General features: G+C 36.6%; 13 protein-coding genes. 9 read left to right on the top strand and 4 right to left on the bottom strand.

Features of this window, described 5'->3' with window-relative positions; genetic code table 11:
* Positions 1–10 precede the first annotated feature (10 nt).
* The 4 genes from LC457_RS07565 to LC457_RS07580 form a co-directional block, all read right to left on the bottom strand.
* The gene (locus tag LC457_RS07565) at positions 11–1,132 is read right to left on the bottom strand and encodes a serine hydrolase (protein ID WP_223599294.1); all 1,122 of its coding nucleotides are present in this window, start codon (positions 1,130–1,132) and stop codon (positions 11–13) included.
* A gap of 2 nt (positions 1,133–1,134) precedes the next feature.
* Positions 1,135–1,884 (bottom strand): 23S rRNA (guanosine(2251)-2'-O)-methyltransferase RlmB, encoded by a 750-nt coding sequence (gene rlmB, locus LC457_RS07570; protein WP_077418341.1) that lies wholly within the window; start codon positions 1,882–1,884, stop codon positions 1,135–1,137.
* A 113-nt stretch (positions 1,885–1,997) separates the two neighbouring features.
* Entirely contained in the window at positions 1,998–2,471 is a 474-nt protein-coding gene (locus tag LC457_RS07575) for a DinB family protein (protein ID WP_047421104.1), read from the bottom strand.
* Positions 2,472–2,730: 259 nt separating this feature from the next.
* Entirely contained in the window at positions 2,731–4,065 is a 1,335-nt protein-coding gene (locus LC457_RS07580; protein ID WP_223599295.1) for a peptide-N-glycosidase F-related protein, read from the bottom strand.
* Positions 4,066–4,301: 236 nt separating this feature from the next.
* On the opposite strand from LC457_RS07580, the gene LC457_RS07585 reads away from it, so the two are divergent.
* The 9 genes from LC457_RS07585 to LC457_RS07625 all read left to right on the top strand — a co-directional run bounded on the left by LC457_RS07585 (position 4,302) and on the right by LC457_RS07625 (position 13,818).
* Positions 4,302–5,609, top strand: a complete 1,308-nt coding sequence (locus LC457_RS07585) for a hypothetical protein (RefSeq protein ID WP_223599296.1) — start codon at positions 4,302–4,304, stop codon at positions 5,607–5,609.
* A 287-nt stretch (positions 5,610–5,896) separates the two neighbouring features.
* On the top strand, positions 5,897–6,901 hold the full coding sequence (locus LC457_RS07590) for a MoxR family ATPase (protein WP_047378533.1): 1,005 nt from the start codon (positions 5,897–5,899) through the stop codon (positions 6,899–6,901).
* A complete protein-coding gene (locus tag LC457_RS07595) occupies positions 6,901–7,359 on the top strand; it encodes a GNAT family N-acetyltransferase (protein WP_223599297.1) in 459 nt (152 codons plus the stop codon). The genes LC457_RS07590 and LC457_RS07595 overlap by 1 nt, the downstream gene beginning before the upstream one ends.
* A gap of 68 nt (positions 7,360–7,427) precedes the next feature.
* On the top strand, positions 7,428–8,291 hold the full coding sequence (locus LC457_RS07600) for a DUF58 domain-containing protein (protein WP_047421113.1): 864 nt from the start codon (positions 7,428–7,430) through the stop codon (positions 8,289–8,291).
* 56 nt (positions 8,292–8,347) lie between these two features.
* On the top strand, positions 8,348–9,244 hold the full coding sequence (locus tag LC457_RS07605) for a BatD family protein (protein ID WP_223599298.1): 897 nt from the start codon (positions 8,348–8,350) through the stop codon (positions 9,242–9,244).
* Entirely contained in the window at positions 9,237–10,229 is a 993-nt protein-coding gene (locus LC457_RS07610) for a VWA domain-containing protein (protein WP_223599299.1), read from the top strand. The genes LC457_RS07605 and LC457_RS07610 overlap by 8 nt, the downstream gene beginning before the upstream one ends.
* Positions 10,229–11,236 (top strand): VWA domain-containing protein, encoded by a 1,008-nt coding sequence (locus LC457_RS07615; RefSeq protein ID WP_223599300.1) that lies wholly within the window; start codon positions 10,229–10,231, stop codon positions 11,234–11,236. Before LC457_RS07610 ends, LC457_RS07615 begins: the two co-directional genes overlap by 1 nt.
* A gap of 99 nt (positions 11,237–11,335) precedes the next feature.
* Positions 11,336–12,079 (top strand): tetratricopeptide repeat protein, encoded by a 744-nt coding sequence (locus tag LC457_RS07620; protein ID WP_223599301.1) that lies wholly within the window; start codon positions 11,336–11,338, stop codon positions 12,077–12,079.
* Positions 12,079–13,818: a BatD family protein gene (locus LC457_RS07625; protein ID WP_223599302.1), complete on the top strand. Its 1,740-nt coding sequence runs from the start codon at positions 12,079–12,081 to the stop codon at positions 13,816–13,818. Before LC457_RS07620 ends, LC457_RS07625 begins: the two co-directional genes overlap by 1 nt.
* The last annotated feature ends 18 nt before the right edge of the window (positions 13,819–13,836 follow it).

Consider the following 13,836-nt stretch of genomic DNA (forward strand, 5'->3'; position numbering starts at 1 on the left):
ATTTTTAACTTTATTTTTTACTACTATTTCTTAATATATTGTCTGCAATATCATACAATTTCCCTTGGGATTCCCCATCTGATTCATTGGATAATATAACCACTCCCATGTTTTTTGACGGATGTACCTGAAGCACGCTTGAAAAACCAAATGTACCTCCTGTATGAAAAACCATTTGAGTTCCGTCTTCATTGGTATGCAATCTCCAGTACAGTCCGATTGCATCTCCTCCATTTTTTACAAGAGGAGTATGTGATCTTTTTACATAGGTATTGTTTTCATCCAAATGATACTGTATGTATTTCACCAGATCTCCTGTTGTAGAGAGAATCCCGCCTGCAGGAGCCATAATGGTTGTGAAGTTTCTGGGCATTACCTTTCCTTTTTCATTATAGCGAGTCAATAGCTGTGCAGAATTCGTACCAATAATGGTCTGGCTCATTTTCAGAGGTTTTGTAATATACTCTGAAAGTAAGTCTTCATAGCTTTTATGATACACTTTTTCCAGGATATCTCCGGCAATCTGCGTACCCACATTGGAATATTTATAATCTGTTCCGGGTACAAAATCTATTTTTGCCTGATGAAGATCTTCATAAAACTTCTTTTTTGAGTAGTTTTTATAAAAATCAGCTAATGCCATGGCAACAGAGTCCATTGGTTTTTTGAATGTTTCAGACTGATCTGGTAAGAATTGAGGTAATCCTGATGAATGATTGGTAAGATTATCGATTGTTATCGGGTGCTTTTCAAATTCAAGATTAGGAAAATTCCCGTCAAGATATTTCCGGATATCATCATCCATTTTAATCTTACCATCTGTTAAGGCATGAGCCAGAAGTGTTCCGGTAAATGTCTTACTGATGGATGCGATCTCGTAAACGCTTTTAGAGGTCGGAAGTTCTGATTTTCCGATTTCTGTTGTTCCATAATTATAAAAATAACTTTTACCATCTTTAAAAACACCTATCGAAAGTCCTACGCGTGCAGGATTCTGCATGTAAGTGAGTGCTTCCTTCTGAACTATTTTATCAAGCTCAGTGGTAAGGTGATTATCGGTTGCAATATTTTTTGTCTGTGCATCTAATGCAAATGGGACAAAAAATAATGGTAAAAGCAATTTTATTTTCATGTTTAAGGATTTGGTATAGCAGTCATTTTCTGTCTCACCGCTTCATACAAAATCGCTCCACATGCTACAGAAACATTCAGAGACTGAGTTTTTCCTTCAATAGGAAGTTTAATTTTTTCGTCAGCATGGTGAAGGACTTCTTTAGAAATTCCGGTTTCTTCGTTCCCCATAACAATAGCACATGGCTCTGTAAGGTTGACATCATAAATTAATTTCTGAGCTTTTTCACTGGCAGCATACACCGAAATTCCGCTTTGCTGAAGGAAATCCACAGCATGAGCCAGATTGTTTTCTTTACATATTTTAATATTGTAAATAGCACCTGCAGAGGTTTTTATAGCATCAGAATTAATAGGAGCGGCTCCCTTTTCCGGAATGATTATAGCATCAACCCCTACACATTCTGCCGTTCTGCAGATTGCACCAAAGTTTCTTACATCGGTAAGTCTGTCCAGAATCAAAAGAAAAGGCGTTTTTCCCTGTTCAAATAACTGTGGAACAATATCCTCCACTTTATGAAACGGTACATCCGAAATAAAAGCAACCACACCCTGGTGGTTTTTTCTTGTAAAACGGTTCAGTTTTTCAACCGGAACATAATTGGGACGGATTTTATTTTTCGCTAAAATTGCTTTTAGTTCAGCATAAATAGGACCTTGAAGTGCATTCTGCACAAAGACCTTGTCAATCGTTTTTCCCGCTTCAATTGCTTCAATCACGGGACGCAGCCCGAAAATAAAATCGTCTTTCATTGAAATTTATTATATAGTTATAGAGTGAATTGTCAATTGTGAATTTTACGCTGTAAGTCAATTGTTATGTGTATATATTCACATTTGACCATTGACTTGCGCAGCAAGATTCACTATCTTCCTTTCTCTCCTAAAATTGCTCTTTTCTGTGCCATCACATATCCGTAGTGAAGGCTTTCATGCATATTGTTGAAGATAATGGCATCCTGAATGCTTTTCAGATCCATCCCAAAACTTGTTGTATAAGGAGTGTAGTCTGAGAAAAAATCACTGTCATAATCCTTCATTAAAATCTTTGAAGTTTCCGTAAGTAAAAATTCTAAATCTTCCACTTCCGACTTCTGGACATTTAAATTCGGTAAAGTACCTTTTTTGTAGGTTTCGATCCAATATTTGTCAATACGGAAAGGATTTCCGCTTAGGTAATAGTGCAAAAGCTGCTGTGTAGCAACAGTATGGGCAATATTCCAGTACATATTATTGTTGAAACCATCCGGAATCAGAATCAGATCTTCATGAGATGTGTTCTGAAGGAGGTCTAAAAGGTTCTTTCTTACCTGTCTGTGCGCTTGAAAATGATAATTCATTTTGCAAAATTTTTAATCACCAAAAATAGTTTAATAAACTGGAAATGACAATTTTTTTGGGTAAAGGATTGAAGTTAAAATTTTTTAACTATTCAGAAAAAGGATAGATTAAGGTTGTTTTTCCAAGAGATTTTATTGTTATTATGATGTTTTTAAGTTTATTGTTACAAAACATATAAGGTATATATTTACATAAAGCCTTCCTAAAAAATAGGAAGGCTTTATTGTTCTGTTTGCTGTATAATTTTTACAGTCAGCTTTATTTTTTGAGGATTTTATGTTTAAATATGGTTCCATCCTTTAGAACGATATTTAAAAAATAAATTCCAGTGCTGTATGGGGAAAGATCTACTTTATTTTCATTATAAGTTTCTATAAGTTTTCTTCCTTCTGCATTGAAGAGACTTATTGAGGTTACATCTGTTTTTGATTGTATGTGTACAAAGTCAGAAGTAGGATTAGGATATATGTTTACGTCTACTGTTTTGATATCTTTTACATTTAAGACGGCATTGCTTTTACCCTGCATATAAACTGATAACATAACATCTCCCTGCTGCTGGTTGAAAACAGCTGTCGGTATTGTATGTTTTAACGTGTGATTGCCTGCCGTTAAGCTTGGAAGTGTAAATTCTCTGATGGGAACAGAATTTCCGGGACACCAGTTATTCCATGAGGTCCAGTCTGCGAAAGTTTTAGGAGTAGATCCATAGATTCCGTTTCCCTGGGTGTTATATACCCTATAAGGTTCACATGAAATTCCTCCAGGAGTGTAAGTGAGTACCTGTACATCATCTATATAAGTATAGTTTTGTCTTCTGATGTATTCCTCACCGCCACTGTTGGCACCATGAGGGGTAGATATTACAAAAAAGTGGGCATTAGTCACAGGGTTTGGGAGATTGAAAGTGACAATTCTCACTGTTTCTCCTGTAACATCGGTGCTATTATAGTTGTTAAGTTTATTATAGCTTAATATAGGTACGAGACTATTGGTGTCTACAGGAGTGGCTCCGGTATCCGTTGAGAAAAAAGTAAGGGTTCCGGAAAAAACATCAATTCTCCCTGAACAGCCGGAAACCTGGGTTTGTGCTGCATAAGGAACACCAAAAACATCCAGTTCCATATAGAAATCATAGGTGTTGCGTAATGCTGTATCATGAAAAACACTGTAAAGATTACTGATATCATAAGTATAAGGAACCTCTGACGGAGTTCTGTTTTTATTCATGAACGGTGTGATGTACCTTCCTATCTCAATTCTTTTGACGTTCGGATCATTAATTGTGTAAGTAGATTGATTTTTAGGAACCATCGCTAAAAAGACTTCTCCCAGGCGGTCGTAATTGTCACACAATGCAGCTATTGTTACCCGCATCGCGATTTTGGCTTTGAAAGAATCAAGTTCAGCATCAGTAAGTTTCCTCGTATATCTGGCATTATTTAATCGTGTCAAGCCACTGGGAACGGGGTTGGATACTGTAGCTGCATAACCATCGTAATAAACAGCATCTGAAATCACATTCGTCATCGTTGTTTGTGATAAAGCCAGATTTGCTATGAAAATACTTGAAAAAAATAGCCTTTTATACATAGATTGATGTTTAGTGTAAATATATTAATTAAGTATCAAAATTACTTTTAATTTCTTTTATTTTTGTTATTTGTGCTTTTTTATTGATAAATATTTAATTATTTTAATTTTAAAACATGTTTTTGTTTAATTAATTTCATTATGTTCAATCATATAATGGAAAATATTTTTTTATTGTTGTGATCCAGGTATTTATTATTAAATTAGCATGGTATTTTGGATTAATATTATTAATAATGAAAAGAATTTTACTTTTAATTTTGTTTTTTGTAGTGGTAGGAGTGAGCGCTCAGATCAATATCAATATTGGAGCTTCGAATGTAGGGACAGCACCTGTAAGCAGTTTTTTCTCTTACTCCTATGTGCAGCAGATTTATCCTAAACAGGAAATAAATGCCAATGCAGCGGGCAATATTACAGGTCTTGTATTTTATGTAGATCCTTCTTCAACTCTTACAGAATCATCAAACTGGACTGTTTACCTTGGTCATACCTCCAAAACGGCATTTTCTTCCGGTACAGACTGGATTCCTGCCGCACAGCTGACACAAGTATTTACAGGAACTGTAACCAGGAATAATAATAAAGTTCAGGTTGTTTTTACCACCCCTTTTGCTTATAATAATGTTGATAATTTGGTTGTTGCTGCAAAAGAGAATTCTCCGAATATTGATATTAATAATTTTGATGAAGCCTTCCATGTCTATTCTCATATTTCCAATTCAACCCTTTATTATAAAGGAGATCGTAGTGTAGTAGATATTTCTGCTCCACCGGGTGGAATAAGAGCGGACTATAAATCTGCAATTACAATCTCAGGCCTTACATCCAGTGCCGGCCCTGCCTGTCCTTTCATTATGTATCCGGCAAACAATACCCAGAATGTTTCCCTGTCCCCTAATGTCACCTGGTTCCCTGTTTCCGGGGCAGATTCTTATAAGGTTTCGATAGGGACAAGTCCGGGAAGTGCTAATGTTGTAAATCAGCAGGTAGTATCCGGAACAGCCTTTTCACCTTCGGCCGCTCTTGCTACAGGAACGACTTACTATTTAAAGATAACGGCTGTTTCTGCTAATGTCGAATCCTCAGGATGTTCAGAATTTATGTTTAAAACAGTTCCTGCAATACCTGCTAATGATGCATGTTCAGGTGCTTTCCTTGCCTCCGTCTTTCCTTACAGCTATAATCAGGATGATGCTGTCTCTACCACTAATAATTCTGGAAATATAAGTGTCTGCACGAGCAATGGCGATACGGGAATGAATGACGGTACATGGTTCAAACTTACTGGAGACGGAAGTCAATATACTGTAAAAGTAACTATGCCTTCAGGAAGCAGCTTTGACCCTCAAATTGGAGTGTATAGCGGAAGCTGCAGCAATCTGTCCTGTACAGATACAGTGGATAACGGTGGAGGCGGTACCGCAGAAACGCTTACTATTACTACTGTGTCAGGGACTGATTATTTTATAAATGTTGGAGCTTATGATGATACAACGGATGCTCCTGAAAATACTTTCACGATTACAATAACCAAACTTTAAAATATTTGAGGTTTAGATTTTGAACAAAAATTGAGATGATAAATCAAAAGTGTTGCAGAAGTATTTTGCAGCACTTTTTTATATGAATAATGATAAAAAAAGAATGATGAATATATGAAAATTACCCGGATCTATGGATTTCTTTATAGGCAAGAAATTCAACATTATAGCCTTAAATATTGCGTTAATCCCGGAATATTTAACAAACTTTAACTCAAAAATGGCATTTATTGTGTTGATTAATGCAAGTATTTATCAGAAATTTACCACTTATTTTAAATCAAGCTATGTCAGAGATATATCAAGCTGAAGATATCCGCCAATTGACGGAAAAAGTAAAAGAAAAAAACTACTTATTTTCTCTTCTGAGACAGGAAATCAACAAAGTTATTATTGGGCAGGATTACATGGTAGACCGTCTTTTGGTAGGGCTTTTGGGAAATGGTCACGTTCTTTTGGAAGGGGTGCCGGGATTGGCCAAAACTCTTGCCATAAAAACCTTGGCAGATGCTGTTCATGGTGAGTTTTCAAGAATTCAGTTTACTCCGGATTTGCTTCCTGCAGATGTCGTGGGAACCATGATTTACAATATCAAAGACAATGATTTTTCTATAAAAAAAGGTCCTGTATTCGCGAACTTTGTGTTGGCGGATGAGATCAACCGTGCACCGGCAAAAGTACAGTCGGCTCTTTTGGAGGTAATGCAGGAAAAACAGGTGACAATAGGTGATGAAACCATGAAGCTTCCAAAACCGTTCCTGGTATTGGCAACACAGAACCCGATTGATCAGGAAGGGACTTATTTGCTGCCTGAAGCACAGAGTGACCGTTTTATGCTGAAATGTACCATAGATTATCCTTCTTTTGAAGATGAAAGACAGGTAATGAGAATGGTTTCTACTTCACATCAGCCGGCTGTGAAACCAGTGATTTCCCTTCAGGATATTGTAGATGCAAAAGAATTGATCAACCAGATTTATCTGGATGAGAAAATTGAAAAATATATTTTGGATATGGTGTTTGCAACACGTTATCCGGAAAATTATGGTCTTTCTGAACTTAAAAATTATATCAGCTTTGGTGCTTCTCCAAGAGCATCCATTAACCTTGCTATCGCTTCAAGAGCATATGCATTCTTAAAAGGAAGAGCATTCGTTATTCCTGAAGATGTAAAAGCATTGGCAAAAGATGTATTGAGACACAGAATAGGCTTGACCTTCGAGGCTGAAGCGGAAGAAGTTTCATCAGAAGAAATTGTTAATAGAATTTTAGCAAAAATCCAGGCACCATAATGAGTGAGGTAACAATAAGAAAGGCTGTTCTGGAAGATTGTGCTTCCATGCTGGATTTAATCAAAGAACTGGCAGAATATGAAAAAGCGCTGCATGAAGTAACGGTGACGCTGGATGAATTTATTCAGGATGGTTTTGGAAATTCTCCGGTTTGGGGTGCTTTTGTCGCAGAATTTGAAGGCGAAATCGTTGGAATATCACTGTATTATGACAGGTATTCAACATGGAAAGGAAGAAGATTGTATCTTGAAGATCTTGTTGTGACAGAAAGACTCAGAGGAAAGCAGATCGGAAAAATGTTGTTTGATGCAACATTGGAATATGGAAAATCCAACAACTATAGCGGAATGGTGTTCCAGGTATTGAACTGGAATGAGCCAGCCATTAACTTTTATAAAAAATACAGTCCGAAGTTTGATAATGAATGGTTGAATGTATCCATTGAGTTAAAAGATTAACTAGGAACCCGGATTCCGCAACTCAACATTAAACTTTGAATTTTAAACCTTGAACCTTGAATTCGTCTATGCAGATAAAAGATATTGTAAAAAAAGTAAAGCAGATTGAAATCCGTACCAGAAAGAAGACGGAGGCTGCTTTGATGGGGCAATATCACAGCGCTTTTAAAGGGCAGGGGATGACCTTCTCTGAAGTCCGTCCTTACCAATTTGGAGATGAGATCAGAAGAATCGACTGGAATAAAACGGCAAGATTCCGTGAGCCATTTGTAAAAGTAATGGAGGAAGAAAGGGAGTTGACGATGATGATTCTTGTTGATATTTCCGCTTCCATGGATTACGGTACGAAAGTTCAGCTGAAAAGAGAATATGTAGCCGAAATAGCAGCGAGTTTAGGATTTTCAGCAGCCGGAAACAATGATAAAGTAGGATTGATCCTGTTTGCGGATAAAGTATATAAAGTAATTCCTCCTCAAAAAGGAAGAAAACATATTCTTTCCATCATCAGTAATATTCTGACCGCAGATTATGTTCCTGCAGAATCTAAAATAGATAAAGCGATGGAGTATATGATGGGGATTTTCAAAAGGAAATCGCTGGTTTTTCTGTTTTCAGACTTTGAAGATGAATATGATTCCAAAATGCTGAGAGTGGCTTCAAAGAAACATCAGCTGTTAGGAATGAGGATTTTTGATGAAAAAGATAATGAAATTCCTGATGTAGGATATGCTCTTCTGCACGATGTGGAGACAGGAAAGGAGATATGGGCCAATACTTCCAGTGCAAGATGGCGGTATACCTTTGCAGAAGCTCAAAAACAAAAACTGAGAGCTTTGGAAGAAGATTTTGCCAGCAGTTCTGCAAGTTTTATGAACATCAATACCGGCTCAGATTATTCAAAATTGTTGTATAATTATTTTCAGAAAAAATAACACCGGGTTCAGCCCGTAACTAAAAACATGAGGCACTTGCCTTTATTATTTTAACATTGAGAAAAATACTTTTAATATTATCTTTTCTGATCTGTGCGAATGCTTTTTCACAGATATTATCCTCTAACGTAGAAAAGAAAACCCTCGCTCTTGGAGAAACCAATCATATCACCATAAAGATTGATAACCTTAATGAGCAGCAGGTAACTTCCGCTTCGAAAAATGAATTGCTCCCTTTTCACTTTGAAGAAATCAAAGACAGTATCGGGCAGACTGCCAATTCTTACGAAAGAAAGATTGAATTTGCCGTTTTTGATGAAGGAAAATTCACTATTCCTGAACTGGAATTCAAAGTAGGGGATAAAGTTCTTAAAACCATTCCTTATGAAATAGATGTCATTAATACTGCTCAAAAAGCAGATCAGATCAATGATATCATGAAGAATAAACAGGTGAAACTGGAAGCTAAAGATTATTGGGAGCTTTATAAGTTTTATATTCTGGCAGCATTGGCAGGTATTGCTATAATCATTGCAATTATTATGATTGTAAAATGGGGAAGGAAATCAAAAAGTTCTCCTGTTGTGGCAACCAATCAGACGTTGAAAGAACTTGACTCTCTTAAAAAGAAAAAATATATTGAAGGTGGAAACTTCCGTTCATTCTATGTTGAACTGATCGATATTTCCAGAACATTCATTACCAAACAATACCACCTTCCTGCAGATGTTCTTCTTACAGATGACCTTATTGATGTCATGAAAAAGAACAATACAATTTCGCAGGACAATGAAAAAATAATAGAAGATGTATTTCTGAGAGGAGATCTGGTGAAATTTGCCAAAACCTTTCCTGATCAGAATACAATGGAGACTGATTTTGCCAATATCAGAGATTTTGTGAAAAGATCATCCAAAGATTTAGAATTCGAAAACTTAAGAAAGGATGTTTAATTTTGAGTTTTACAGCCCGTGGTTCTTATTGCTTTTTCTGCTGTTTATCCCGCTTTTTATTAAAGATGCCGGAAGACGGAAAAGAAAAGGTATAAAAGTGCCTACCGTAAAAAATATGGATCACAGCGATGGAATCCGGGGCGTGCTTTTTTTGCTGAAAATTTCGAAGTATATCATTCTTACTGCTTTGATCATTGCTATGGCCAGACCGAGAACGTTTACGATTTCTCAGGACAGGGATGATACAAAGGGAGTAGATATTATGCTGTCTATTGACGTTTCTTTAAGTATGCTTGCAAAAGATCTGAATCCCGACAGAATCACAGCATTGAAAGATATTGCTGTGAAATTTGTCCAGAAACGCCCCAATGACAGAATAGGAGTTGTAGCCTATGCTGCTGAAGCTTTTACGAAAGTTCCGGTGACTTCAGACCATCAGGTAGTTATTGATGAAATTAAAAACCTGAATTCTGCGGGCCTTGAACCAGGTACAGCCATTGGAGAAGGTCTTTCCGTTGCAGTGAATCATTTGGTTAAAAGCAAAGCCAAAAGTAAGGTGGTCATCCTGATGACGGATGGGGTAAGCAATATTCAGAATGCTATTCCTCCGCAGGTTGCTGCTGAACTGGCAAAAAATAATAATATAAAGGTATATGCAATCGGAATCGGGACCAATGGATATGCTCTGATGCCGACATCACAGGACATTTTTGGAGATCTTATCTTTACGGAAACCGAAGTGACCATTGATGAAAATACCTTGAAAGAAATTGCACAGACTACGGGAGGGAAATACTTCAGAGCAACCTCAAACAGTAGTCTTGAAGAAGTATATGACGAGATCAACCAACTGGAAAAATCTGATGTGAAAGTTTCCAAACTGTACAATTATGAAGAATATTTCAAGATATTTCTTTGGATTGCTTTAGGAATGTTGGTATTTGACGCATTGTTGAGATGGGTGTTTTATAAAATTTTAAGCTGATGAGTTGGTCTTTAGGAAATTATTGGTATTTATTTTTACTGTTGCTTCTGCCGCTGTTAGCTTCCTTTTTGATCCGTTTTTTAAAATGGCGAAACAAGAAAAGAGAAATTTTTGCAGCCAGCCAGTTTCATGATAACTTATTTGAGAAGAGATCAGGATTTACGAAGTTTTTTCCTGCATTATATTTATTAGGAACATTGTTTCTGATATTTTCCATCATTGATCTTTTGAATGGTTCAGAAGAGGTGAAAAGTACTCAGAAGCTGAACAATGTAATCTTCATGCTGGATGTATCCAACTCTATGAATGCTGAGGATATAGACCCAAGCCGTCTTACAGAAGCTAAAAACCTGATGACAGCCACGATGAAGAAAATGAATAATGATAAGGTAGGTATCGTCATCTTTGCAGGGCACGCAATGTCTATCATGCCTCTTACCACAGATTATAATTCTGCAGAGACTTATATCAGCGGGATTGAAACCAATTCTATGCAGATTCAGGGAACAGATTTTCTGAAAGGGATGCAGGCTGCCGTAGATAAATTTAAAAATGTAAGCAAAGGATCCAGAAAAGTAATCCTGATGAGTGATGGTGAAGATAACGAAGGAAATGATAATGCTGCGATAAGACTGGCCAATAAAGAAGGGATAAGCATTACTTCCGTAGGAATCGGGACAGATGAAGGAGCTCCGGTTCCGGAATATGTATTCGGACAGCTGATGGGGTACAAAACAGATGTGAACGGAGGCACAGTTATTTCAAAGAGACAGACCGAAGCCTTGAAGAAAATGGCAGAATCTACAGACGGAACTTACATTGACGGTAATAATATCAATGAAGCGCCGGACAGAATTGTTGATGCAGTCAATAAAAAGTCCGCAGGTGCTGAAACCATGGTGAAATCACAGAATGCCATTCATTATTATCAATATTTCCTTGCAGTATCTATTCTGTTTTTCTTTTTAATTTATATTTTTAATCCTAAAAAGGATTTTAATGTGTAGATTTCCTCTTTATATAGAAGAAATTCTACAAGTACTTTAACCGAATTTTAACAAATAAAACTCTGTTTCTTAACATATAAAGGAATAATTTTGCAAGTGATGAATACTAAAATCATATTTTTATCGTTTATTGTTGTCATCTCATTCTCAGGCTTCTTGTTTGGGCAGGAAAGCTACAGAAATTTGGTTCATGAAGGCAATCAGAAATTTGACGGTAAAGATTATGACGGAGCCTCCTCAAAATATATGGAAGCCATAAAATCCAATGATAAAGATTTTACTGCTCATTATAATATGGGGAACGCACTCTATAAAAGTAAAAAATACGAAGAGGCAAAGACGGAGTTTGAAAAAGCAGAAAAACTTTCACAAACACTTCCTGATAAAACTGCCGCTCTTCATAATTTAGGGAATGCTTATATGCAGATGAATCAGCCGGAAAAAGCTGCTGATTTTTATAAAAAAGCTTTAAAGCAGGATCCCTACAGTGAGGTAACCAGAAAAAATTATGAGATTGCCAAGCTGAAAGAGAAAGAAAAAGAACAACAAAAAAACAAGGAGAATAACTCAGGAAAAGGCGGCGGCGGAAATGATCAGAACAAAGGTGACGATCAGAAAGGCGACAAAGACAAAAAACAGGATCAGGGAAATGGCCCGCAAAACGAAGGTAAAAGCGACCAAGGTGATAATCCTAAGCAGAATCAGAATAATGAAGGCAGAATGCCTAAGAATCTTGAAAATGCGATCTTAGATAAAATAAACGAAAAAGAAAAAGAAACCGCCAGAAGAATTTTAAACAAAAATTCTTATTCGATGCCTGAAAGCAACGAGAAAGATTGGTGATGCAGCACAAATTGATTTACATATTGCTTACCCTCGCATCCGTAATTACTTACGGACAGGTAAATCTTACTCTGGATGCTGATAAATCCGAGTATGGAGGGAAAGATATTGTAAACCTTACCATTGTTCTTGAACTTAACGGAAGTGACCTTGTACAGCAGACCGGTTTCCAGCTTCCGGATCTTTCAAAATTTAATATCATAGGAAGCGGATCTGTTACCAATACCGTGATTGATCCAGCAACCAATACTTTAATTACCCAAAAAGTATCCAGAATTGCCCTTGAACCCAAAAAAAAAGGGAAAATAAAAATAGGCTCAGTTCTGGTTACGGTAAACAACAGAATCTATAAAACAGAACCTTTCGACGTTAATATCCGTGATATTGTTGACAGAAGATCATTAGCTGCCAATACATCCAATGATGTCTATCTGAATATGGAAATTGATGACCGGGAAGTCTATCAGGATCAGCCTACAGTAGCTGTTCTTAGAGTATACTCAAGAAATATGGATAACCTGAGAAAGGTGAAGAATATCCATCTTCCGCAGCAGGATAATATCAACGTACATCCTATCAATTTTGATAAATCTGAGATAGATCCGTCCGGATACGGAAATATGCCTTCACAGGTTTTGGCCATGTTTATGGTATTTCCTAATGAAGCCGGATATGTGGAAGTTCCCGGGGTGTCAGCTTCTGTAAGTACTTATTCCAATAAAACCAAGATTGTTTCCAATAAAGTAAAAATTAATGTAAGGAAGCTTCCTGAAGGAGCGCCTGAATGTTTTAAAAATGCTGTCGGAAACTTTAATGTCAACGTATATAATGCTTCCAAAGAAAAACCGGAAGCCAAGAAACCCCTGAATGTTGTAGTAAAGGTTTCAGGTGAAGGAAATTTACCGGACATGGAACTTCCTAAAATTGCTGCATCTCCGGATTATGAAGTTTTTCCTCCGAAAATTACCTCTAAAGTTTCTCCGGGAGCTGCAGGAATGAAGGGTGAGATTCTGGCTAATTATGTCATTATTCCCAAAAAATCTGGGGCAATCTCTATTAAAACTGAACAATTTGCTTTCTTTAATCCTGAAAACAAAGAATATGTAGATCTGGGACAAAAAACACTTGATCTGAATGCTTTTTCTCACGATCAGATCCTGGAGGCCCGTTCTACGGTAGAAAAGGTAAATGAGTATACCAATAACCTTCTGGAGACGGTAAATACTCCGGTTTTAAAAACAACTTCGTTTAAAGTAAAAGAAAAAAGTAAATTCCATTGGAATATACTTTTAACGAATATTGCCATTCTGATCAGTTTATTTGTTGCTTATCTGTTATTTAAAAATTGGCAAAAAAAACGTACATTAGTTAGGGAAAATGTACCGTCAAAACCTTTAGGTTCAGTGGCTGAAACAGAAAAAGAGATCAGAGAATTACTGAAAACAGATATCAATGATTACTTTGGATACCTGGAAAATCTTAAAGATAACGGTGAGTACGAAAAGTTCTTTACGACACTGGAGGAATTGGATCAGGAAGTGAGAAGTCAGTATTTCCAAGGCTCTGCAGTAGAGTTTAAGACTTTTCTTGAAAAACACAAAGGCGCTTCAGTTGCAGAAGACTACAACAAATTGCAGCAGAGAGTTCAGATGGAGAAATATAATCCTGTGAAATCTGCTGATGCACTTGAAGAACTTTTGAAAACAATTGTTAATTTGTATTCACAAATTAGCAAATAGTCAGTTTATTTTCATATT

It is taken from the genome of Chryseobacterium sp. GVT01B, from assembly GCF_019970045.1.
GTDB lineage: Bacteria > Bacteroidota > Bacteroidia > Flavobacteriales > Weeksellaceae > Chryseobacterium.

What these genes read in the sequence shown, in the direction of transcription:
- LC457_RS07590 (WP_047378533.1), top strand. Translation starts at nt 5,897, where the DNA reads ATGTCAGAGATATATCAAGCTGAAGATATCCGCCAATTGACGGAAAAA.
- LC457_RS07620 (WP_223599301.1), top strand. Translation starts at nt 11,336, where the DNA reads ATGAATACTAAAATCATATTTTTATCGTTTATTGTTGTCATCTCATTC.
- LC457_RS07610 (WP_223599299.1), top strand. Translation starts at nt 9,237, where the DNA reads ATGTTTAATTTTGAGTTTTACAGCCCGTGGTTCTTATTGCTTTTTCTG.
- LC457_RS07600 (WP_047421113.1), top strand. Translation starts at nt 7,428, where the DNA reads ATGCAGATAAAAGATATTGTAAAAAAAGTAAAGCAGATTGAAATCCGT.
- LC457_RS07575 (WP_047421104.1), bottom strand. Translation starts at nt 2,471, where the DNA reads ATGAATTATCATTTTCAAGCGCACAGACAGGTAAGAAAGAACCTTTTA.
- rlmB (WP_077418341.1), bottom strand. Translation starts at nt 1,884, where the DNA reads ATGAAAGACGATTTTATTTTCGGGCTGCGTCCCGTGATTGAAGCAATT.
- LC457_RS07565 (WP_223599294.1), bottom strand. Translation starts at nt 1,132, where the DNA reads ATGAAAATAAAATTGCTTTTACCATTATTTTTTGTCCCATTTGCATTA.
- LC457_RS07625 (WP_223599302.1), top strand. Translation starts at nt 12,079, where the DNA reads ATGCAGCACAAATTGATTTACATATTGCTTACCCTCGCATCCGTAATT.
- LC457_RS07615 (WP_223599300.1), top strand. Translation starts at nt 10,229, where the DNA reads ATGAGTTGGTCTTTAGGAAATTATTGGTATTTATTTTTACTGTTGCTT.
- LC457_RS07585 (WP_223599296.1), top strand. Translation starts at nt 4,302, where the DNA reads ATGAAAAGAATTTTACTTTTAATTTTGTTTTTTGTAGTGGTAGGAGTG.
- LC457_RS07580 (WP_223599295.1), bottom strand. Translation starts at nt 4,065, where the DNA reads ATGTATAAAAGGCTATTTTTTTCAAGTATTTTCATAGCAAATCTGGCT.
- LC457_RS07595 (WP_223599297.1), top strand. Translation starts at nt 6,901, where the DNA reads ATGAGTGAGGTAACAATAAGAAAGGCTGTTCTGGAAGATTGTGCTTCC.